Consider the following 20106-nt stretch of genomic DNA (forward strand, 5'->3'; position numbering starts at 1 on the left):
CAGGCATCGTTCAAGCCTTGTCGGCGCTGCGCTCAGGCACCGCCGGCAAGGTGAAACCAGACACCGAACGCCGCAGCTGGCTGGCCATCTTCGCCAGGTTGCCGATGCTCTCGGCGGTGGCCGTGGAGCCCGACGAGGTCTGCGTGGTGATCTGCTGGATCACGTTCATCGTCAAGGATATCTGACCCGCCGAAGACGTCTGTTGCTGCGCCGCGTTGGAAATACTCTGGATCAACGCTGCGAGCGTTTTCGATACGCCTTCGATTTCTTCCAGGGCCACCCCCGCATCCTGCGCCAGTCGCGCGCCGCGCACCACTTCGGTGGTGGTCTGCTCCATGGAAATCACCGCTTCATTGGTGTCAGTCTGGATCGCCCGCACCAGAGTTTCAATTTGTCGGGTGGCCGCCGACGAGCGCTCCGCCAGCCGCTGGACTTCATCGGCAACCACCGCAAAACCACGCCCGGCGTCACCGGCCATGGAGGCCTGGATGGCGGCGTTCAGCGCGAGAATGTTGGTCTGGTCGGCAATGTCGTCGATCAGGCTGACGATGTCGCCGATTTCCTGGGACGACTCGCCCAGACGCTTGATCCGCTTGGCCGTGTCCTGAATCTGCTCACGGATATTGTCCATGCCGTGAATGGTGTTGTGCACCACCTCGTTGCCCTTGTTGGCGATCTCCACCGAGCGCTCGGCAACGGCGGACGACTCGGCGGCATTGGCCGAGACCTGATCGATGGACTGGGCCATTTCGTTGATCGCTGTCGAAGCTTCGGAAATCTGCTGGGCCTGATGCTCCGAGGCCTGGGCCAGGTGCATCGCGGTCGCCTGGGTTTCCTGCACTGCGGCAGCGACCTGGCCGGCGGTCAGGTTGATGGTCGCGACCAGATCGCGCAGCTGATCGACCGAGTAATTGATCGAGTCGGCGATGGTCCCGGTGAAGTCTTCGGTGACCGATGCCGTGACCGTCAGGTCGCCATCGGCGAGGTCTTCGATCTCGTCGAGCAAGCGCATGATCGCGTTCTGGTTACGTTCGTTCTTCTCGGCGGTTTCCCGCAACTGGCGATTGGTTTCACGAACCATCACCAGGCCGATCAGGATGATTGACATCAGCGCCAGCAAGCCCAGCACGTAACCGCCGATGGTGTCGGTCGAACGCCCGCCCACCATGTTTTCGAAGCCGTTGGCCAGGTGCGAGGCTTCATCGAGCAAGGTCTGCGACAAGTTGAAGATGTTGCCCGCCGACTCGCGGACCTTGAACAGTTCAGGCGAGGTTTCGAGGATCTCGTCGACCGAGCCCGAAACGAACTCGAACAGCTCGGAAATCTCGGTCAGCCGGGCACGCGCGTCATGGTCTTCGACCTCGCTGATCTTCAGGGACGGATTGCCCTGGAGCATGCCGTTGAGCACCTGACCGAAGCGCGCCGCATCACGGCCAAAGGCGTCGGCCGCCTGTTGGGCATTTTCGTCGCCGACGAGCACCGTGTTGACCGCGCCCAGGATCCGTTCGGCCAGCAACGACTGGCGCTGAGCCATGGCGACCTGAGCAGCAGGTGCGCCGCGCTGGAGCAGGATTTCGACGACTTTTTCGTACTCGACCTGCAGCTGCGGCACGGTCTCGGCCAGGGTCGCGGCGACCTGATGCAGCGACAACACAGTCTGTTCGCTGGAAAGGATCGCGTCGGTATTTTTCAGCAGGCGCTCCCAGTCCTGCTGCACCGCGCGCATTTCGGCGTGCACCGCGTGGGGTGCTGGTGGCAGACCGGTGGTCGGGTCACCTTTTTTCAAGTAACCCCAGCGTTGGGCGAAGTCGTTACGCGAATCACTCAGCAGCTTGAACGCCGCCGCTTTGCCGGCCGCCGCTTCAGTGGCGTTTTTGGCAATGCGCTGGGACAGCACGCGCAGCTCTCCGGCGTGACCGATGTACTGCTTGTCGTAGGAGGCCTGGGTATTGAGGTAAGCGAAGTTGGCGAACAGCAACACGATGAACACGATCAGCGCCATGAACAGCACAATGATCTGTGCACGACTGCGCGACCCTTCCGTAGCCTTGCCTGTATTTGCTTTTATCATCGATCCTCGCCTAAAAGATCGCGATCCGTAGCAGCTGGCGAAGCCTGCGTCCGGCCGCGAAGCGGTCGTAAATCCTGCCAACCTTTTCAACCTGACACTCTGCGGTGCCTGGTTTTGCGAGTGCTCCGCACTCGAACGCAGCCTTCGGCAGCTGCTACAGGGATAGTGCCAACCCGTCCGTCGTGTTTACAGGGCTACATCCATGAACCGTGGGGACTGCACCAGGGCAAACGGGCTGAAGACCTGCCACCGTTGCTCGCGTTCGAACTGTCCCTTTATGAAAAGTCCCGCCGCACCACCCTGAGCGTCCAGTGATGCCGGCTCGAAACTGGCCTGATTGAAGTGCTGCATGCCGAGCACCTCATCGACCATCAACCCGACGAACAGCTCTTTATACTCAACGACCAGTACGCGCCGCTGTTTGCGCAGCGCAGACAACTCAATCCCGAGGAAACCGCACAGGTCCATGACCGGCAACAGTCGTCCGCGCAGGTTACCCACGCCCCTGACCCACGACTTGACCCCCGGCAACTGAGTCAGACGCGGCTCGTGCAACACCTCGCTCACCTCGCCCATCGGCGCCACGTACCAGCGCTCGCCGAGGCGAAAGCCGATCCCGCTCCAGCCGTGATTGCGGGTTTGCTGCGAAGGCAGGTCCGCCGCCAGCAGGCGGCAGCGCTGATCGATCTGCAGCAGCAGCTCGAAGGCGGTCAGCGACTCGGCCATGGGTCGGCCGTCAGCCTGCCAGCACGTTGTTCAGGGTCTTGATCAGGGTGTCTTCTTCCACCGGCTTGGTGAGGTAGTCCCTGGCGCCCTGGCGGGTGCCCCAGACCTTGTCGGTTTCCTGATCCTTGGTGGTGATGATGATCACCGGGATGTGCCCGGTTTCCGGGTCTTTGGTCAGCTGGCGGGTGGCCTGGAAACCGTTGAGGCCGGGCATGACGATGTCCATCAGCACCGCGTCGGGTTTTTCCTGGCGGGCCAGTGCCACACCGTCTGCGCCGTTTTCGGCTTTCAACACTTCGTGACCGTGCTTTTCCAGCATGCCGGTCAGTTTGTACATTTCGGTCGGCGAATCATCGACGATCAGAATACGTGCCATGGTCTTCCCCATTCTTGTAGACGCCGGGCCCGCTGGCCGAGCGTCACTGTGCGTGTCTTACTGCGGCGAAACAACGGCAAAGCCCGGTACATGGGCCTGGATCGCACTCAGCAGTTCTTCCTTGCTGAAAGGCTTGGTCAAAAACTGGTCGGAGCCGACGATGCGCCCCTTGGCCTTGTCGAACAACCCGTCCTTGGACGACAGCATAATCACTGGCGTGGACTTGAACGCGCTGTTGTTCTTGATCAACGCGCAGGTCTGATAGCCATCCAGACGCGGCATCATGATGTCGACAAAGATGATGCCGGGATGATTGTCGGCAATCTTGGCCAGGGCATCGAAACCATCGATGGCCGTGATGACCTCACAGCCTACGTTTTTCAACAACGTTTCGGCGGTACGGCGAATCGTTTTCGAATCGTCGATCACCATGACCTTCAAGGCGCTGGAATGCTGTTCCATATCTGCTCTACCGTCGCCTTTGCGAATCAAATTGTCGTTTGCGGCTTACCGAGGGCCCGAAACCCTTGATGCTCAAGGGCCAGAACGATATGGCAGCCTTTTTAGCACAGTCTCCAAATCCAATCTATCGAGCAACCTTCGAGGTGGTTTTTCCTTGACCGGGAACACACTGGGCGCCACTCTGACGCCACTTTTTCATGTCGCTTCGACCACCCAAATTTCGAGGAAAAACCCATGAGCGTTCGCGTCGGGATTGTCATGGACCCTATCGCCAGCATTTCCTATAAAAAGGATAGCTCGCTGGCCATGCTGTTGGCCGCCCAGGCGCGCGGCTGGACGCTGTTCTATATGGAACAGCGCGATCTGTACCAGGCCGAAGGTGAAGCCCGGGCGCGGATGCGTCCTTTGAAAGTCTTCGCCAATCCGGAAAAATGGTTCGAACTGGAAGCCGAAACCGACGCGCTGCTGAGCGATCTGGACGTGATCCTGATGCGCAAGGATCCGCCGTTCGACATGGAGTTCGTTTACTCCACCTACTTGCTGGAGCAAGCCGAGCGCGCGGGCGTGCTGGTGGTCAACAAGCCGCAGAGCCTGCGCGACTGCAATGAAAAACTGTTCGCCACACTGTTCCCGCAGTGCACGCCGCCGACCGTGGTCAGCCGCCGTCCCGATGTACTGCGCGATTTCGCCGATCATCATGGTGATGTGATTCTCAAGCCGCTGGACGGCATGGGGGGTGCGTCGATCTTCCGTCACACCAAGGGCCATCCGAACCTGTCGGTGATCCTCGAAACCCTGACTCAGCACGGCAAACAGCAGATCATGGCGCAGGGTTACCTGCCGGCGATCAAGGACGGCGACAAGCGCATCCTGATGATCGATGGCGAACCGGTGGATTACTGCCTGGCGCGGATTCCGGCCGCTGGCGAAACCCGTGGCAACCTGGCCGCCGGCGGTCGTGGCGAAGCACGCCCGCTGACCGACAAGGACCGCTGGATCGCCGCACAGGTCGGCCCGACCCTGCGTGAAAAGGGCTTGCTGTTCGTCGGCCTCGACGTAATCGGCGAGCACCTGACCGAAATCAACGTCACCAGTCCGACCTGTATTCGCGAGATCGACAACGCTTTTGGCACGAACATCGGCGAAATGCTGATGGCTGCCATCGATCAGAAGCTTAAAGCGCGTTGATATAGAACACCCAAGTTACGACCAACATTGCGTTATCATGCCCGGCCTGTGAAAAACGCGATGTTGGTTTTCTTGTTATGACACTTCCGTCCGATCTGCCTCCCGAACTCGCCCACCGTGGCGTGCGCCCGGCCGATCGCCTCGGTTTTACCCTGTTTCTTGCGGCGCTGATTCACCTGGCCTTGCTGTTGGGCATCGGGTTCACCTTTGTCGAACCCAAGCAGATCAGCAGAACCCTGGAAATCACCCTCGCCACCTTCAAAAGCGAAAAGAAGCCGGCAAAAGCCGATTTCCTCGCCCAGGAAAACCAGCAAGGCAGCGGCACCCTGGATAAAAAAGCGATCCCCAAGACCACCGAGATCGCACCATTCCAGGACAACAAGGTACAAAAAATCTCGCCCCCGCCATCGGTCAAACCCCAGGTAGAGGAAGCCGCGCCGAAAGCCGCCGTGACCACTATCGCACCCGCGCCAAAGAAAGCCGTGGCCAAGAAACAAGAGGTCAAGGCCGAGCCGACGCCCAAGGCCGTGACACCGACATTCGACAGCTCACAGCTGTCCAGCGACATCGCCAGCCTGGAAGCGGAGCTGGCCAACGAACAACAGTTGTATGCCAAGCGCCCGCGCATCCACCGCCTGAGCGCCGCCTCGACCATGCGCGACAAGGGCGCCTGGTATAAGGACGAATGGCGCAAGAAGGTCGAGCGTATCGGTAATTTGAATTACCCCGAAGAAGCCCGGCGCAAGCAGATCTATGGCAACTTACGACTGATGGTCTCGATCAACCACGACGGCTCGCTGTATGAAGTGCTGGTGCTGGAATCCTCCGGCCAGCCGCTGCTGGATCAAGCCGCACAGCGCATCGTCCGCCTGGCCGCACCGTTTGCGCCGTTTACCGGCGACCTGTCGGATATCGACCGGCTGGAAATCATTCGTACGTGGAAATTTGCGCGCGGAGACAAGCTCTCCAGCAACTGACACTGGCGCTCATCTGTGGCGAGGGAGCTTGCTCCCGCTGGGCTGCAAAGCGGCCCCAAAAGCAGCAACCCCATTCAATCGGGCACAACGCGCCAGCTGGATTGCGACTGCTACGCCCGAGCTCGGACCGACCGAGCGGGAGCAAGCTCCCTCGCCACAGGGGCCTGCGGTGAATCCAATCAGCATTTCCTGCGCATCCCCAGCTTGTCAGTTTGCCCCTCCAACGCCACACTAGCGCCTATGAAGAACGTCAGCCCGAGCTACCTCAAGCATCACTTCCTGATCGCCATGCCTCACATGGCCGACCCGAACTTTGCGCACACCTTGACCTACATCGTCGAGCACACGGCCAATGGTGCCATGGGGTTGATCATCAACCGCCCACAAGACCTGAGCCTGGCGGACATTCTCGAGCAATTGCGCCCAGACATCGAACCCTCGCCACTGTGCCAGCACGTGCCGATTTTCACTGGCGGCCCGGTACAGACCGATCGCGGTTTTGTCCTGCACCCGATCGGCTCGACGTATCAGGCAACGGTCGAACTGGATGGCTTGGCGCTGTCCACTTCCCAGGACGTGCTGTTTGCCATCGCCGATGGCGTTGGCCCGAGCAAAAGCCTGATCGCCCTCGGCTACGCCGGTTGGGAACCCGGGCAACTGGAAACCGAGCTGGCCGACAATGCCTGGCTGACCTGCCCGTTCGATGCCGACATCCTGTTCAACACCAGCAGCGAATTGCGCCTGGAAGCAGCCGCCAAGCGCCTGGGCATCAACCTCAGCCTGCTGACCAGCCAGGCAGGACACGCCTGATGGCCCTGCGTCTGATTCTGGGTTTTGACTACGGCACCAAACAGATCGGCGTTGCGGTCGGCCAGGTGATTACCGGCCAGGCCCGCGAGCTCTGCACCTTGAAGGCGCAAAACGGCATTCCTGACTGGAATCAGGTCGAAGCCCTGATCAAGGAATGGAAACCCGACGCCGTGGTGGTCGGCCTCCCGCTGAACATGGACGGCACGCCCAGTGACATGTGCTTGCGCGCCGAGAAGTTCGCCCGCCGCCTGAATGGCCGCTACAACCTGCCCTTCTATACCCACGATGAACGTCTGACCACCTTTGAGGCCAAAGGTGAACGGCGGGCACAGGGCGGGCAGAAAGGCAGTTACCGCGACAACCCGGTCGACGCCATCGCTGCCGCCCTGCTGCTGCAAGGCTGGCTCGACGAAAACACTGCACTGTTCGAATCCTGAAAGCCGAATCCTGAAGAGGCGCCACAGTGCCTCTCTTCGCTACAACCCGAGCCGCACTGTGCACGCAGCGTGCTCGGGCCCATGAAGGAGCAACCATGAGCCTGCCCAATCCCGCCGAACTGATCAGCCAAATGGCGGTCCGCCTCAAGGCCCATCTTGAACACCGTGGCATCAGCGAACCGCGCTACATCGGCATTCGCACCGGTGGCGTGTGGGTCGCCCAGGCCTTGCTCGAAGAGCTGGGCAGCGACGCGCCACTGGGCACCCTGGACGTTTCCTTCTACCGCGACGACTTCAGCCAGAGCGGCTTGCACCCACAGGTGCGCCCTTCGGCACTGCCGTTCGAAATCGAAGGCCAGCACCTGGTGCTGATCGACGACGTACTGATGAGCGGTCGGACAATCCGCGCCGCCATGAACGAACTCTTCGACTACGGCCGTCCGGCCAGCATCACCCTGGTGTGCTTGCTCGACCTGGATGCCGGCGAGCTGCCAATCCGCCCGGACGTGGTGGGCGCCACCCTGTCGCTGGCGGCCCACGAACGGGTCAAGCTGACCGGCCCTGACCCGCTGCAGCTCGAACTGCAAGACCTCGCCCTTTAATTCGCCCTTTTAAAGAGTCCATTGCGATGACGCCTTTAGACACCAAGCGCCCGCTGCAGCTCAATGATCAGGGCCAGCTGCGCCACTTCCTCTCGCTCGACGGTCTGCGCCGCGAGCTGCTGACGGAAATCCTCGACACCGCCGACTCATTCCTTGAAGTCGGCGCACGGGCGGTCAAGAAAGTCCCGCTGCTGCGCGGCAAGACCGTGTGCAACGTGTTCTTCGAAAACTCCACCCGCACCCGTACCACCTTCGAACTGGCAGCCCAGCGGCTGTCGGCAGACGTAATCACCCTGAACGTGTCGACGTCGTCGGCGAGCAAGGGCGAAACCCTGCTCGACACCCTGCGCAACCTTGAAGCCATGGCCGCCGACATGTTCGTGGTGCGCCACGGCGACTCTGGCGCCGCGCACTTCATCGCCGAACATGTTTGCCCACAGGTGGCGATCATCAACGGTGGCGACGGCCGTCACGCCCACCCGACCCAGGGCATGCTCGACATGCTGACCATCCGGCGGCACAAAGGCAGCTTTGAAAACCTCTCGGTGGCCATCGTCGGCGACATCCTGCACTCGCGGGTTGCACGCTCGAACATGCTCGCGCTGAAAACCCTCGGCTGCCCGGACATCCGCGTGATCGCGCCGAAAACCCTGCTGCCGATCGGTATCGAGCAGTACGGCGTGAAGGTCTACACCGACATGACCGAAGGCCTGAAGGACGTCGACGTGGTGATCATGCTGCGCCTGCAGCGTGAACGCATGACCGGCGGCCTGCTGCCAAGCGAGGGCGAGTTCTATCGCCTGTTCGGCCTGACCACTGCACGCTTGGCCGGTGCCAAACCGGATGCCATCGTCATGCACCCGGGCCCGATCAACCGGGGCGTGGAGATCGAATCGGCGGTGGCCGACGGTCCGCACTCGGTGATCCTCAATCAGGTGACCTACGGGATTGCCATTCGTATGGCCGTGTTGTCCATGGCCATGAGCGGGCAGACTGCCCAGCGCCAATTCGAGCAGGAGAAGGCCCAGTGAAGCTCAGCATTCTCGGCGCCCGCGTCATCGATCCAAGCAGCGGCCTGGATCAAGTCACCGATATTCACATTGAAGCCTGCAAGATAGTCGCCATTGGCGCCGCTCCAGCCGGTTTCGTCGCTGTCGAGACCATTGAGGCCAAAGGCCTGGTGGTCGCCCCCGGCCTCGTCGACCTGAACGTCGCCCTGCGCGAACCGGGTTACAGCCGCAAAGGCACGATTGCCAGTGAAACCCGCGCCGCTGCGGCCGGCGGCGTCACCAGCCTGTGCTGCCCGCCACGGACCAAACCGGTGCTGGACACCTCCGCCGTGGCTGAGCTGATCCTCGACCGCGCCCGCGAAGCCGGTAATGCCAAAGTGTTCCCGATTGGCGCCCTGAGCAAAGGGCTGGACGGCGAACAGCTGGCGGAACTGATTGCCCTGCGCGATGCTGGCTGCATTGCATTCGGCAATGGCCTCGAGAGTTTCCGCAACACCCGGACCCTGTGCCGGGCACTGGAATACGCGGCGACGTTCGACCTGACGGTGATCTTCCATTCGCAGGATCATGACCTCGCCGAAGGTGGCCTGGCTCACGAAGGCCCGACCGCGAGTTTCCTCGGCTTGCCGGGGATTCCCGAAACCGCTGAAACCGTGGCCCTGGCCCGCGATCTGCTGCTGGTCGAACAAACCGGCGTACGTGCGCACTTCAGCCAGCTCACCAGCGCCCGTGGCGTGGCATTGATTGCTCAGGCTCAGGCCCGTGGCATGAAAGTGACGGCCGATGTGGCGTTGTATCAGCTGATCCTCACTGACGAGGCGCTGATCGACTTCAACAGCCTGTACCACGTCCAGCCGCCGCTACGCACCCGTGCTGACCGTGATGGCCTGCGCGCTGCCGTGAAGTCGGGGGTGGTTCAAGCCATCTCCAGCCATCACCAGCCGCACGAGCGCGACGCCAAGCTGGCACCGTTCGGCGCGACCGAGCCGGGCATCAGCAGCGTTGAACTACTACTGCCGCTGGCCCTGACGCTGGTAGAAGACGGTTTGCTCGACCTGCCGACGCTGCTGGCACGCTTGAGTGCCGGTCCGGCCGATGCCCTGCGCCTGCCGGTAGGCAAGCTGGTGGTGGGCGCTCCGGCGGATCTGGTGGTGTTCGATCCAGCCGCCTCCACCGTAGCCGGTGAGCACTGGCTGTCGAAAGGCGAAAACTGCCCGTTCCTCGGCCATAGCCTGCCAGGCGTGGTGCGCTACACCCTGGTGGACGGACGGATCAGCCACCAGGCGTAAAACGCGTCACCTGTGGTGAGGGGGGCTTGCCCCCTCACCACATATTCAGCGGCTCTGCGCGTTACGCACCGAGATCTGGTCATTCAATGTCCAGAAGTCATACAACACCCCCAGAAAGAACAACCCGCCGGTCACCAGGTACAGCAGGCCCGTCAGCCACTTGCCTTGGTACATGCGGTGCAGACCGAACACGCCCAGGAAGGTCAGCAGGATCCAGGCAACGTTGTACTCGATAGGACCAGCGGTAAAACGCAGGTCCGCTTCACGGTCCATCGCCGGGATCAGGAACAGGTCGATCAGCCAGCCAATGCCCAGCAACCCGAAGGTGAAAAACCAGATCGTACCTGTCACCGGCTTGCCGTAATAGAAACGGTGAGAGCCGGTAAAACCGAAAATCCACAGCAGGTAACCGATCACCTTGCTGTGGGTGTCCTGGTGTGAAACATCCTGACGATAGGTGTTCATGGGTTCCCTCATTTGCCTCGATAGATAAATATTCTTGAATTCTTTGTGACTTTTTTACAGGCGACCGACGTGTGGCAAATGCTACCTTGTCTCCCGTCAAAGCCTTGTAACACCTGACTTCTGTCCGACAATTGAGTCCGTTTGCCGCTTCTTTGCTGCAGTTGACCCCCGGGTTGAATCGACCAACGGCCTCGGAAAGGACAAAAAAGCTGTTATAAAGTTGCGCGCTTACCTACATAGAGCCTTGCCTAATGCGTCCATTTTTCAAGACATGGCTAACCATTTGCCTATTAATGCCACTGGCCGCCCACGCCACCAATCGTGAGCAACGTCTTCCAAACGTTAATGGTTACACCCCAAAATCTCATGTTTCTGCCGTCACCAGCAAAAACAAACACGCTGTAAAAGGTCTGACTCACCTGAGCAAGGCCGACAGCAAACCGGTCCCGCCAATGGGAGCCAAACAAAGCAGCAATGTACTGAGCCGTGCAGTAAACGTGCTTGGCACTCCTTATCGTTGGGGCGGCAGTAGCCCAAGTAAAGGCTTCGATTGCAGCGGGCTGGTGAAATACGCCTTCAATGGCGTGGGTGCGGCTGATCTGCCACGCACATCCAACGCCATGGCCGCCGGTCACGGACAGAAAGTCGATCGCAAGGACTTGAAGCCGGGCGACCTGATTTTCTTCAATATCAAGAGCCGAAAGGTCAACCACGTCGCCATTTACCTGGGCAACGACCGCTTCATCCACGCACCGCGTCGTGGCAAGTCGGTGACCATCGACACCCTGAAGAAACCGTACTGGGAAAGCCATTACGTGGTTGCCAAGCGGGTTGAAACGAAAGAATCGAAAACCCTGCGCCTCGCTCAGCGCTGATTCGAAGCAAGATCATTGTGGTGAGGGGGCAAGCCCCCTCACCACAGACCTGCAATCCCCTCTCAGAAATTATCCGGTGACCGCGCCCTCTCCCGCGCATGCTCGCGAGTGATCAGGCCTTTGTTCACCAGTTCCTTCAAGCTCATATCCAGCGTCTGCATCCCCAACGAACCCCCGGTCTGAATCGACGAGTACATCTGCGCAATCTTGTCTTCGCGGATCAGGTTACGAATTGCCGAGGTGCCCAGCATGATTTCGTGGGCCGCTACCCGGCCACCGCCGATTTTCTTGATGAGGCTCTGGGATATCACTGCCTGCAGTGACTCCGAGAGCATCGAACGCACCATCGACTTCTCGTCACCCGGAAAGACGTCCACCACCCGATCAATGGTTTTCGCCGCCGAGTTGGTGTGCAGGGTGCCAAAGACCAGATGCCCGGTCTCGGCCGCCGTCAGCGCCAGGCGGATAGTCTCCAGATCACGCATTTCCCCTACCAGAATCACATCCGGGTCCTCGCGCAATGCCGAACGCAACGCCGTAGCGAAACTGCGCGTATCGCGGTGCACTTCACGCTGATTGATCAGGCATTTGCGTGATTCATGGAGGAACTCGATAGGGTCTTCGATGGTGAGGATATGGTGATGCCGGTGGTTATTCAGGTAATCGATCATTGCCGCCTGGGTGGTCGACTTACCGGAACCTGTCGGCCCGGTGACCAGCACCAGCCCGCGCGAGACCTCGGCAATACGGCGAAACACATTCCCCATGCCCAGATCTTCCATGCTCTGGATTTTCGAGGGGATGGTCCGGAACACCGCGCCCGGGCCGCGGTACTGATTGAACGCATTGACCCGAAAGCGCGCCACACCCGGCGCCTCGAAGGAAAAGTCGGTCTCCAGCGCCTGCTCGAACTCCACCCGCTGCTTGTCGTTCATGATCGCGTAGATCAGTTCGCGCACCTGCTTGTCATCCAGCGCCGGCAGGTTGATCCGCCGCACATCGCCATCCACCCGGATCATCGGCGGCAGCCCCGCCGACAGGTGCAAGTCGGAAGCCCCTTGTTTGGCGCTGAACGCCAGCAGTTCAGTGATATCCATAGCACTCCCCAATTCCAGTAGAATGCCGCGAACCTCAGACTGCCGGCGTCCCTTGAATGTCCACGATAGCAGACAACATAGCGCAGGTAGCTGCGCGTATCCGCGCAGCGGAGCAAGCCGCGCAACGTGCCGAGCACAGCGTCCGCCTGCTGGCCGTGAGCAAGACCAAGCCCAGCGATGCCGTGCGTGAAGCCTATGCCGCCGGCGTGCACGACTTTGGCGAGAACTATCTGCAGGAGGCCCTGGGCAAACAGCTCGAGTTGGCCGACCTGCCCTTGATCTGGCACTTCATCGGCCCCATTCAATCGAACAAGACGCGTGCTATCGCCGAGAACTTCGCCTGGGTGCATTCCGTGGATCGCTTGAAAATCGCACAACGCCTGTCCGAACAGCGTCCGGCCGAGCTGCCACCCTTGAACATCTGCATTCAGGTCAATGTCAGCGGTGAAGCCAGTAAATCCGGTTGCACCCCGGCCGATCTGCCGGCACTGGCCAGCGCTATCAGCGCGCTGCCGCGGTTGAAACTGCGCGGTTTGATGGCAATTCCCGAGCCGACTGAAGATCGCGCAGCTCAGGACGCAGCCTTTGCAGCCGTACGTGACTTGAACAAAAGCCTGCAAGCCAGCCTGAATCTGCCACTCGACACACTTTCCATGGGCATGAGCCACGACCTGGAGTCGGCCATTGCCATGGGCGCCACCTGGGTTCGTATCGGTACGGCCCTGTTTGGTGCCCGCGACTACGGTCAGCCGTAACGTGGCTGACTTACCTCTCTAATAAGGACCTGACATGAGCAAGACACGAATTGCCTTTATCGGTGCCGGAAACATGGCCGCCAGCCTGATCGGCGGCCTGCGTGCCAAAGGCCTGGACGCTGCACAGATCCGCGCCAGCGACCCGGGCGCTGAAACTCGCGCACGGGTAACCGCCGAACACGGCATCGAAACGTTCGCCAACAACGCCGACGCCATTCAAGGCGCAGACGTGGTCGTGCTGGCGGTCAAACCCCAGGCCATGAAAGCCGTGTGTGAAGCACTGCGCCCAAGCCTGGCGCCGAATCAACTGGTGGTGTCGATTGCCGCCGGGATCACCTGCGCCAGCATGAACAACTGGCTCGGTGCTCAGCCAATCGTGCGTTGCATGCCCAACACCCCGGCGCTGCTGCGTCAGGGCGTGAGCGGTTTGTACGCCACAGCCCAAGTGACTGCCGAACAGCGTCAGCAGGCCCAGGAGCTGCTGTCTGCCGTTGGCATCGCCCTGTGGCTGAACGAAGAGCAACAACTTGATGCGGTCACCGCCGTTTCCGGTTCGGGCCCTGCGTACTTCTTCCTGCTGATCGAAGCCATGACCGCTGCGGGCGAGAAACTTGGCCTGCCACGGGACATCGCCGCCCAGCTGACCCTGCAAACCGCGTTGGGCGCTGCGCACATGGCCGTCGCCAGTGACGTCGACGCCGCTGAACTACGCCGTCGCGTGACCTCGCCAGCAGGCACCACCGAAGCCGCGATCAAGACCTTCCAGGCCGGTGGCTTTGAAACCCTGGTCGAAAAAGCACTCGGCGCCGCAGCCCACCGTTCAGCCGAGATGGCCGAGCAACTGGGTCGCTAATCAGCTCTTACAAAGGAATCCATAATGCTCGGACTCAATGACGCTGCCATTTTCATCATCAAAACCTTGGGCAGCCTGTACCTGCTGATCGTGCTGCTGCGTTTTATCCTGCAACTGGTTCGGGCGAATTTTTACAACCCGCTCTGCCAGTTCATCGTGAAAGCCACTCAACCGCTGCTCAAGCCTCTGCGCCGGGTAATCCCAAGCATGTTCGGGCTCGACATGTCGTCTCTTGTACTGGCGCTGATCGTGCAGATGCTGCTGATAGCCGTCATCCTGGCGCTCAAAGGCTTCCTGGTCGACTTCCTGCTTTTGGTGCCTTGGGCACTGATCGCGATCTTCTCGCTGTTTTTGAATATTCTGTTCTACGCGATGATCATCAGCGTGATTCTGTCCTGGGTCGCCCCCGGGAGCCACAATCCGGGCGCAGAGCTGGTCGCTCAGATTACTGAACCGGTACTCGCCCCATTCCGCCGTATAGTGCCGAACCTGGGTGGCCTCGATATCTCGCCGATCTTTGCGTTTATCGTGATCCAGTTGCTGCAAAGCTGGCTGATCCCACGCCTTGCGTACTTTGCCCTCATGCCGCAGGGGCTGCTCGGGCTCATCTGATGAGCTACTTTCGCTGGGACGGGGATGACCTGATCCTCGACTGTCACCTGCAACCGGCGGCCCGCAGCGATGATTTCTGCGGGCTGCACGGCGATCGGCTGAAGATCCGCCTGACCGCCCCGCCGGTCGAAGGCAAGGCCAATGCCTACCTGATGGCGTTTCTGGCCAAGGCGTTTGGCGTGTCCAAGAGCCAGGTAAGCCTGATCAGCGGCGAGCTGAACCGGCAGAAGCGGGTTCGGATCAGCTCGCCGAAGAAACTGCCGGAGTTGCCGGGGTTGGTGCGCCCGGCAGGCTGACCGCGTTATCGTTCATCGCGAGCAAGCTTTGCTCCTACGGGTCACGGGTTGTGCGCAAATCCGCGACCGACACAAACGCTGTAGGAGCAAGGCTTGCCCGCGATGGCAGCACCTCGGTAGAACTGAATGAAATCAGGCCCGGCCTTTGCTTGCCGCTGGGGGCCCTGCTCATTAGACTTACGCCTCATTTCAACGAGAGCAGGGTCGATGCCAACTGCCTTTCCCGCCGATTCTGTTGGTCTGGTGACGCCGCAAGTGGCGCACTTCAGCGAGCCCCTGGCCCTTGCCTGCGGCCGCTCCTTGCCAGCCTATGACCTGATTTATGAAACCTACGGCACGCTGAACGCCACGGCGAGCAACGCCGTGCTGATTTGCCATGCCTTGTCGGGTCACCATCACGCTGCCGGTTATCACAGTACCGAAGACCGTAAACCCGGTTGGTGGGACAGTTGTATCGGCCCGGGCAAACCGATCGACACCAACAAGTTCTTCGTGGTCAGCCTGAACAACCTCGGCGGCTGCAACGGCTCAACCGGCCCGAGCAGCACCAACCCGGACACCGGCAAACCGTTCGGTGCCGACTTCCCGGTGCTGACCGTGGAAGACTGGGTTCACAGTCAGGCGCGTCTGGCGGACCGGATCGGCATCAACCAGTGGGCCGCGGTGATCGGCGGCAGTCTGGGCGGCATGCAGGCGATGCAGTGGAGCATCACTTACCCTGATCGCATCCGTCACTGCCTGGCCATTGCCTCGGCGCCGAAACTCTCGGCGCAGAACATCGCCTTCAACGAAGTGGCGCGCCAGGCGATCCTCACCGACCCGGATTTCCATGGCGGTTCGTTCCAGGAAGCGGGCGTGATCCCCAAGCGCGGGCTGATGCTGGCGCGGATGGTCGGGCACATCACCTACCTGTCGGACGATTCCATGGGCGAGAAATTCGGCCGTGGCCTGAAGAGCGAAAAGCTCAACTACGACTTCCACAGCGTCGAGTTCCAGGTCGAAAGCTACCTGCGTTATCAGGGCGAGGAGTTCTCGGGGCGTTTTGATGCCAACACCTACCTGCTGATGACCAAGGCGCTGGACTACTTCGATCCGGCAGCGAACTTCGACGATAACCTGGCGAAAACCTTCGAGGCAGCCCAGGCCAAGTTCTGCGTGATGTCCTTCACCACCGACTGGCGCTTCTCCCCGGCCCGCTCGCGGGAACTGGTGGACGCGCTGATGGCGGCCAAGAAAGACGTTTGCTACCTGGAGATCGATGCTCCGCAAGGCCACGACGCCTTCCTGATTCCGATCCCGCGCTACTTGCAGGCGTTTCGCAATTACATGAACCGAATTTCGCTTTGAGGAAGACATGAGAGCCGATCTGGAAATCATCCAGGAATGGATCCCCGCCGGCAGCCGCGTGCTCGACCTCGGTTGCGGCGACGGCGAGCTGCTGACCTGGCTGCGCGATAACAAGCAAGTGACCGGCTATGGGCTGGAAAACGACGCGGACAACATCGCCGAATGCGTGGCCAAGGGCATCAACGTCATCGAGCAGGACCTGGACAAGGGCCTGGGCAACTTTGCCAGCAACAGTTTCGACATCGTGGTGATGACCCAGGCCCTGCAAGCCGTGCATTACCCCGACAAGATCCTCGACGAAATGCTGCGGGTCGGTCGCCAGTGCATCATCACCTTCCCCAACTTCGGTCACTGGCGCTGCCGCTGGTACCTGGCGAGCAAGGGCCGGATGCCGGTTTCGGAGTTTTTGCCGTACACCTGGTACAACACGCCAAACATCCACTTCTGCACCTTTGCAGACTTTGAGGCGCTGTGCCGCGAACGTGAAGCCAAGGTCATCGACCGACTTGCTGTCGATCAACAACACCGACACGGGTGGGCCAGTAAGCTATGGCCTAATCTATTAGGTGAGATTGGCATCTACCGCGTCAGCAGTCCTGGCCTGCAGGATCACCAGGTAGCGGTTTAACGAGGTTTTTCGAGGAGAGCGATCATGGGTCGTCTAGCCCTGTTTCTGTTAACAGCCTGCCTGAGCGCCAGCGCCATGGCCGCCGAACCGATCAAAGGCGAACGTCAGGAAACTTTCGGTGACGTGACGGTGCACTACAACACCTTCAATTCCACCTACCTGACGCCGGATATCGCCAAAAACGCCGAACTGGTCCGCAGCAAGAATCAGGGTGTGATCAATGTGTCGGTGATCAAGGCCAACAAACCGGTCATCGCCCAGGTCAGTGGTACGGTGAAAGACCTGACCAGCAAAAGCATCCCGCTGAAGTTCAAACAGATCACCGAAACCGGGGCCGTCTACTACATCGCCCAGTTCCCGGTAGATCAGCAGGAAGTGCGCACCTTCGAAATCAACGTGCAAACCGGCGACAAGATCAACACCATCAATTTCAACCAAGAGCTCTTCCCCGGCGAATGATCAATTTCACGCAACTCGTATTGGCCAGCCATAACGCCGGCAAACTCAAAGAACTCCAGGCCATGCTCGGCGAATCGGTGCGCCTGCGCTCAATTGGCGAATTCAGCAGCGTCGAGCCTGAAGAAACCGGCCTGTCGTTCGTCGAAAACGCCATCCTCAAGGCCCGCAATGCCTCGCGCATTTCCGGTTTGCCGGCACTGGCCGATGATTCGGGGCTGGCGGTGGACTTCCTCGGCGGTGCGCCGGGCATCTACTCGGCGCGCTATGCCGACGGCCAGGGCGACGCGGCGAACAACGCCAAGCTGCTCGACGTCCTGAAAGACGTCCCCGAAGCCGAACGCAGTGCGCAGTTTGTCTGCGTGCTGGCGCTGGTGCGCCATGCCGATGATCCGCTGCCGATTCTCTGCGAAGGCCTGTGGCACGGGCGCATCCTGACCGAAGCCAGCGGCGAACACGGTTTTGGCTACGATCCGCTGTTCTGGGTACCGGAGCGTGATTGCTCCAGTGCAGAATTGAGCCCGGCCGAGAAAAACCAGCTCAGCCACCGCGCCCGTGCAATGGATTTGCTGCGCCAACGCCTGAGCCTGAAATGACCCACGACTCGTCCGCGTCGCCGCTGATTTACGGCGGCGCGCAATCGCCTCGGGCGGCCCTGCCAGTGCTGCCGCCCCTGGCGCTGTACATCCACATTCCGTGGTGTGTCCGCAAATGCCCTTATTGCGACTTCAACTCCCACACCGCAAGCCCGGTGCTGCCGGAAGAAGAGTACGTGGACGCCCTGCTGGCCGACCTCGATCAAGACTTGCATGCGGTTTATGGGCGCGAGCTGAGCTCGATCTTCTTCGGCGGCGGCACACCGAGCCTGTTCAGCGCGCAAGCGTTGGGCCGCTTGCTCAAAGGTGTGGAACAGCGAATCCCGTTTGCCAGCGATATCGAAATCACCCTGGAAGCCAACCCCGGGACCTTCGAACAGGAAAAGTTCGTCGCTTACCGCGCCTTGGGTATCAATCGCCTGTCGATCGGTATCCAGAGCTTCCAGCAAGAGAAACTCAAGGCCCTGGGCCGGATCCACAACGGCGATGAAGCGATTCGCGCGGCGGGCATGGCCCGACAGGCCGGGTTCGACAACTTCAACCTGGACCTGATGCACGGCTTGCCCGATCAGTCCCTGGACGACGCGCTGGACGATCTGCGTCAGGCCATCGCGCTGAAGCCGACTCATCTGTCCTGGTATCAGCTGACGCTGGAGCCGAACACGGTGTTCTGGAACCAGCCGCCAACCCTGCCGGAAGATGACACCCTGTGGGACATTCAAGAGGCCGGTCAGGCGCTGTTGGCCGAACACGGTTACGCCCAATACGAAGTGTCGGCGTATGCCCAACCCGGTCGTCCGGCGCGGCATAACCTCAATTACTGGAGTTTTGGCGACTTCATCGGCATCGGCGCCGGGGCTCACGGCAAGCTCAGCCATCCGGACGGACGCATTGTCCGCACCTGGAAGACTCGCCTGCCGAAGGACTACCTCAACCCGGCAAAAAGCTTTCAAGCGGGTGAGAAGGCCCTGACCAACGAAGAACTGCCGTTCGAGTTCCTGATGAATGCCCTGCGTCTGACCGAAGGTGTCGAGGCGCGCCTATATCCGGAGCGCACCGGCCTGACGCTGGAAAGCCTTGCGCAAGGCCGACGCGAGGCCGAACAAAGTGGCTTGTTGCAGGTCGAACCGTCACGTCTGGCGGCGACGATGCGCGGACAGCTGTTCCTCAATGACTTGCTGCAGAATTTTCTGACTTAAGGAAATCGAATGGATTTGGTACTCGATCTGCTTGCCACCGTGTCCCGCTGGAGCCGTAGCAACCTGTCGGAAATCGCTCTGGCGCTGGTGGGCTGCCTGCTGGTGCTGTTTGGCGCCGATATCAAAGGCTGGATCGATCAACGCCTGGGCAGCATTGCCGGCGCCTTGCGTGTCCCGCTGATGGCCCTGGTGTGCATGATCGGCAGCGGCGCCGCCCTGATCTACGCCACGCCGTGGATTGTTCGCGGCCTGAGCCAGTTCAACAACTACAGCCTCGCGCCGGTGTTGTTGGTGGTGCTGGTGTTGATCGGCGTCGTCGCCGACCGCCGCTGAGCCCGAACCCGCCACAAAACAACTGTGGGAGCAAGCTCGCTCCCACATTGGATTGAGATCGATGCTTTTTTTGCCGGTAGTCAGGGAAGATCATGAGTAAGAAACTGCTGGACGATACAAGCAAATTTCTCAGCTACGTGTTGCGTCACGAGCCGCAGACCATTGGCCTGGTACTGGATACCGACGGCTGGGCGGCCATCGACGCGCTGATAAGCGGCGCGGCACGCGACGGTAGAACCCTGGATCGGCAATTGATCCAGCAGGTTGTCGAGAGCAACGATAAGAAACGCTTTTCGATCTCCGCAGACGGCCAACGCATCCGCGCCGTGCAGGGTCATTCGACAAAGACCGTCGACCTGCAATTCGAAGAAAAGCGCCCCCCCGCGACGCTGTACCACGGCACCGCGACCCGGTTCATGGCGTCAATCAACGAACAGGGACTGATTCCGGGCTCACGGCGTCACGTGCACCTGTCCCAGGAGGTAGAAACCGCCAGCGCCGTGGGCCAACGCTATGGGACAGTGGTGATTCTGGAGGTTGCTGCCCAACAAATGCAGGATCAAGGCTTCAAGTTCTACCAAGCCGAGAATGGAGTCTGGCTGACAGAGCTTGTGCCTGTGAAATTCATCTCCCACCTATAGTCACC

General features: G+C 60.5%; 25 protein-coding genes. 19 read left to right on the forward strand and 6 right to left on the reverse strand.

Features of this window, described 5'->3' with window-relative positions; all coding sequences use genetic code 11:
* Positions 1-10 precede the first annotated feature (10 nt).
* From AC3WK5_RS23950 to pilG, 4 genes are all read right to left on the reverse strand, one after another.
* Positions 11-2071: a methyl-accepting chemotaxis protein gene (locus AC3WK5_RS23950; protein ID WP_103316753.1), complete on the reverse strand. Its 2061-nt coding sequence runs from the start codon at positions 2069-2071 to the stop codon at positions 11-13.
* Positions 2072-2257: 186 nt separating this feature from the next.
* Positions 2258-2797, reverse strand: a complete 540-nt coding sequence (locus AC3WK5_RS23955) for a chemotaxis protein CheW (protein ID WP_054594450.1) — start codon at positions 2795-2797, stop codon at positions 2258-2260.
* Between the two features lie 10 nt (positions 2798-2807).
* Positions 2808-3173 carry a twitching motility response regulator PilH gene (pilH, locus tag AC3WK5_RS23960; protein ID WP_019694067.1) on the reverse strand — a complete coding sequence of 122 codons (366 nt, stop codon included), beginning with the start codon at positions 3171-3173 and terminating at the stop codon, positions 2808-2810.
* 57 nt (positions 3174-3230) lie between these two features.
* Positions 3231-3635, reverse strand: a complete 405-nt coding sequence (gene pilG / locus AC3WK5_RS23965) for a twitching motility response regulator PilG (RefSeq protein ID WP_103316754.1) — start codon at positions 3633-3635, stop codon at positions 3231-3233.
* Positions 3636-3869: 234 nt separating this feature from the next.
* On the opposite strand from pilG, the gene gshB reads away from it, so the two are divergent.
* The 7 genes from gshB to AC3WK5_RS24000 all read left to right on the forward strand — a co-directional run bounded on the left by gshB (position 3870) and on the right by AC3WK5_RS24000 (position 9948).
* On the forward strand, positions 3870-4823 hold the full coding sequence (gene gshB / locus AC3WK5_RS23970; RefSeq protein WP_103316756.1) for a glutathione synthase: 954 nt from the start codon (positions 3870-3872) through the stop codon (positions 4821-4823).
* Positions 4824-4900: 77 nt separating this feature from the next.
* Positions 4901-5800, forward strand: coding sequence for an energy transducer TonB (locus AC3WK5_RS23975; RefSeq protein ID WP_103316759.1), 900 nt, complete (start codon positions 4901-4903; stop codon positions 5798-5800).
* A 240-nt stretch (positions 5801-6040) separates the two neighbouring features.
* Positions 6041-6610 (forward strand): YqgE/AlgH family protein, encoded by a 570-nt coding sequence (locus tag AC3WK5_RS23980; RefSeq protein WP_103316761.1) that lies wholly within the window; start codon positions 6041-6043, stop codon positions 6608-6610.
* Complete coding sequence (gene ruvX / locus AC3WK5_RS23985; protein ID WP_054594455.1) at positions 6610-7047, forward strand: Holliday junction resolvase RuvX; 438 nt, start codon at positions 6610-6612, stop codon at positions 7045-7047. The genes AC3WK5_RS23980 and ruvX overlap by 1 nt, the downstream gene beginning before the upstream one ends.
* A gap of 95 nt (positions 7048-7142) precedes the next feature.
* Positions 7143-7649 (forward strand): bifunctional pyr operon transcriptional regulator/uracil phosphoribosyltransferase PyrR, encoded by a 507-nt coding sequence (gene pyrR / locus AC3WK5_RS23990; protein WP_054594456.1) that lies wholly within the window; start codon positions 7143-7145, stop codon positions 7647-7649.
* A 26-nt stretch (positions 7650-7675) separates the two neighbouring features.
* Complete coding sequence (locus tag AC3WK5_RS23995) at positions 7676-8680, forward strand: aspartate carbamoyltransferase catalytic subunit (RefSeq protein ID WP_019694074.1); 1005 nt, start codon at positions 7676-7678, stop codon at positions 8678-8680.
* Positions 8677-9948, forward strand: a complete 1272-nt coding sequence (locus AC3WK5_RS24000; protein WP_103316763.1) for a dihydroorotase — start codon at positions 8677-8679, stop codon at positions 9946-9948. The genes AC3WK5_RS23995 and AC3WK5_RS24000 overlap by 4 nt, the downstream gene beginning before the upstream one ends.
* 45 nt (positions 9949-9993) lie before the next feature.
* Here the strand turns inward: AC3WK5_RS24000 and AC3WK5_RS24005 are convergent, their stop codons facing one another.
* Entirely contained in the window at positions 9994-10413 is a 420-nt protein-coding gene (locus AC3WK5_RS24005) for an NINE protein (RefSeq protein WP_019694078.1), read from the reverse strand.
* Positions 10414-10664: 251 nt separating this feature from the next.
* Here AC3WK5_RS24005 and AC3WK5_RS24010 point away from each other — a divergent pair, with 251 nt between their 5' ends.
* Positions 10665-11288, forward strand: a complete 624-nt coding sequence (locus tag AC3WK5_RS24010) for a C40 family peptidase (RefSeq protein ID WP_054594458.1) — start codon at positions 10665-10667, stop codon at positions 11286-11288.
* 62 nt (positions 11289-11350) lie between these two features.
* On the opposite strand, the gene AC3WK5_RS24015 is transcribed toward AC3WK5_RS24010, so the two are convergent.
* A complete protein-coding gene (locus tag AC3WK5_RS24015) occupies positions 11351-12385 on the reverse strand; it encodes a type IV pilus twitching motility protein PilT (protein ID WP_103316766.1) in 1035 nt (344 codons plus the stop codon).
* Between the two features lie 56 nt (positions 12386-12441).
* Between AC3WK5_RS24015 and AC3WK5_RS24020 the strand changes: the two genes are divergently transcribed.
* The 11 genes from AC3WK5_RS24020 (at position 12442) to AC3WK5_RS24070 (ending at position 20101) form a co-directional block, all read left to right on the forward strand.
* Entirely contained in the window at positions 12442-13140 is a 699-nt protein-coding gene (locus AC3WK5_RS24020; protein WP_054594460.1) for a YggS family pyridoxal phosphate-dependent enzyme, read from the forward strand.
* Between the two features lie 34 nt (positions 13141-13174).
* Positions 13175-13993 carry a pyrroline-5-carboxylate reductase gene (proC, locus tag AC3WK5_RS24025; protein ID WP_103316768.1) on the forward strand — a complete coding sequence of 273 codons (819 nt, stop codon included), beginning with the start codon at positions 13175-13177 and terminating at the stop codon, positions 13991-13993.
* 24 nt (positions 13994-14017) lie between these two features.
* On the forward strand, positions 14018-14605 hold the full coding sequence (locus AC3WK5_RS24030; RefSeq protein WP_103316770.1) for a YggT family protein: 588 nt from the start codon (positions 14018-14020) through the stop codon (positions 14603-14605).
* Positions 14605-14901 (forward strand): DUF167 domain-containing protein, encoded by a 297-nt coding sequence (locus AC3WK5_RS24035; RefSeq protein WP_103316772.1) that lies wholly within the window; start codon positions 14605-14607, stop codon positions 14899-14901. Before AC3WK5_RS24030 ends, AC3WK5_RS24035 begins: the two co-directional genes overlap by 1 nt.
* A 207-nt stretch (positions 14902-15108) precedes the next feature.
* Positions 15109-16248, forward strand: coding sequence for a homoserine O-succinyltransferase MetX (gene metX, locus AC3WK5_RS24040; protein ID WP_103316774.1), 1140 nt, complete (start codon positions 15109-15111; stop codon positions 16246-16248).
* 7 nt (positions 16249-16255) lie between these two features.
* Positions 16256-16876, forward strand: coding sequence for a methionine biosynthesis protein MetW (gene metW / locus AC3WK5_RS24045; protein ID WP_054594465.1), 621 nt, complete (start codon positions 16256-16258; stop codon positions 16874-16876).
* Between the two features lie 24 nt (positions 16877-16900).
* The gene (locus tag AC3WK5_RS24050) at positions 16901-17335 is read left to right on the forward strand and encodes a DUF4426 domain-containing protein (protein ID WP_103316775.1); all 435 of its coding nucleotides are present in this window, start codon (positions 16901-16903) and stop codon (positions 17333-17335) included.
* Positions 17332-17928 carry an RdgB/HAM1 family non-canonical purine NTP pyrophosphatase gene (gene rdgB, locus AC3WK5_RS24055; RefSeq protein WP_103316777.1) on the forward strand — a complete coding sequence of 199 codons (597 nt, stop codon included), beginning with the start codon at positions 17332-17334 and terminating at the stop codon, positions 17926-17928. The genes AC3WK5_RS24050 and rdgB overlap by 4 nt, the downstream gene beginning before the upstream one ends.
* On the forward strand, positions 17925-19127 hold the full coding sequence (gene hemW / locus AC3WK5_RS24060) for a radical SAM family heme chaperone HemW (protein ID WP_103316779.1): 1203 nt from the start codon (positions 17925-17927) through the stop codon (positions 19125-19127). The genes rdgB and hemW overlap by 4 nt, the downstream gene beginning before the upstream one ends.
* Positions 19128-19136: 9 nt before the next feature.
* A complete protein-coding gene (locus tag AC3WK5_RS24065; RefSeq protein ID WP_054594469.1) occupies positions 19137-19460 on the forward strand; it encodes a DUF3392 domain-containing protein in 324 nt (107 codons plus the stop codon).
* Positions 19461-19552: 92 nt separating this feature from the next.
* Positions 19553-20101, forward strand: coding sequence for an RNA 2'-phosphotransferase (locus tag AC3WK5_RS24070; protein ID WP_103316781.1), 549 nt, complete (start codon positions 19553-19555; stop codon positions 20099-20101).
* The last annotated feature ends 5 nt before the right edge of the window (positions 20102-20106 follow it).

The sequence above is a fragment of the Pseudomonas sp. FW306-02-D09B genome, assembly GCF_058782685.1.

Bases quoted from the DNA above. Each gene is read 5' to 3' on its own strand.
- proC (WP_103316768.1), top strand. From the start codon at position 13,175: ATGAGCAAGACACGAATTGCCTTTATCGGTGCCGGAAACATGGCCGCC.
- AC3WK5_RS24015 (WP_103316766.1), bottom strand. From the start codon at position 12,385: ATGGATATCACTGAACTGCTGGCGTTCAGCGCCAAACAAGGGGCTTCC.
- metX (WP_103316774.1), top strand. From the start codon at position 15,109: ATGCCAACTGCCTTTCCCGCCGATTCTGTTGGTCTGGTGACGCCGCAA.
- pilH (WP_019694067.1), bottom strand. From the start codon at position 3,173: ATGGCACGTATTCTGATCGTCGATGATTCGCCGACCGAAATGTACAAA.
- gshB (WP_103316756.1), top strand. From the start codon at position 3,870: ATGAGCGTTCGCGTCGGGATTGTCATGGACCCTATCGCCAGCATTTCC.
- AC3WK5_RS23950 (WP_103316753.1), bottom strand. From the start codon at position 2,071: ATGATAAAAGCAAATACAGGCAAGGCTACGGAAGGGTCGCGCAGTCGT.
- rdgB (WP_103316777.1), top strand. From the start codon at position 17,332: ATGATCAATTTCACGCAACTCGTATTGGCCAGCCATAACGCCGGCAAA.
- AC3WK5_RS24005 (WP_019694078.1), bottom strand. From the start codon at position 10,413: ATGAACACCTATCGTCAGGATGTTTCACACCAGGACACCCACAGCAAG.
- ruvX (WP_054594455.1), top strand. From the start codon at position 6,610: ATGGCCCTGCGTCTGATTCTGGGTTTTGACTACGGCACCAAACAGATC.
- AC3WK5_RS24070 (WP_103316781.1), top strand. From the start codon at position 19,553: ATGAGTAAGAAACTGCTGGACGATACAAGCAAATTTCTCAGCTACGTG.
- hemW (WP_103316779.1), top strand. From the start codon at position 17,925: ATGACCCACGACTCGTCCGCGTCGCCGCTGATTTACGGCGGCGCGCAA.
- AC3WK5_RS24050 (WP_103316775.1), top strand. From the start codon at position 16,901: ATGGGTCGTCTAGCCCTGTTTCTGTTAACAGCCTGCCTGAGCGCCAGC.
- AC3WK5_RS23980 (WP_103316761.1), top strand. From the start codon at position 6,041: ATGAAGAACGTCAGCCCGAGCTACCTCAAGCATCACTTCCTGATCGCC.
- AC3WK5_RS24065 (WP_054594469.1), top strand. From the start codon at position 19,137: ATGGATTTGGTACTCGATCTGCTTGCCACCGTGTCCCGCTGGAGCCGT.
- metW (WP_054594465.1), top strand. From the start codon at position 16,256: ATGAGAGCCGATCTGGAAATCATCCAGGAATGGATCCCCGCCGGCAGC.
- AC3WK5_RS24010 (WP_054594458.1), top strand. From the start codon at position 10,665: ATGCGTCCATTTTTCAAGACATGGCTAACCATTTGCCTATTAATGCCA.
- pilG (WP_103316754.1), bottom strand. From the start codon at position 3,635: ATGGAACAGCATTCCAGCGCCTTGAAGGTCATGGTGATCGACGATTCG.
- AC3WK5_RS23975 (WP_103316759.1), top strand. From the start codon at position 4,901: ATGACACTTCCGTCCGATCTGCCTCCCGAACTCGCCCACCGTGGCGTG.
- AC3WK5_RS24035 (WP_103316772.1), top strand. From the start codon at position 14,605: ATGAGCTACTTTCGCTGGGACGGGGATGACCTGATCCTCGACTGTCAC.
- AC3WK5_RS24030 (WP_103316770.1), top strand. From the start codon at position 14,018: ATGCTCGGACTCAATGACGCTGCCATTTTCATCATCAAAACCTTGGGC.
- AC3WK5_RS23995 (WP_019694074.1), top strand. From the start codon at position 7,676: ATGACGCCTTTAGACACCAAGCGCCCGCTGCAGCTCAATGATCAGGGC.
- AC3WK5_RS24020 (WP_054594460.1), top strand. From the start codon at position 12,442: ATGTCCACGATAGCAGACAACATAGCGCAGGTAGCTGCGCGTATCCGC.
- AC3WK5_RS23955 (WP_054594450.1), bottom strand. From the start codon at position 2,797: ATGGCCGAGTCGCTGACCGCCTTCGAGCTGCTGCTGCAGATCGATCAG.
- pyrR (WP_054594456.1), top strand. From the start codon at position 7,143: ATGAGCCTGCCCAATCCCGCCGAACTGATCAGCCAAATGGCGGTCCGC.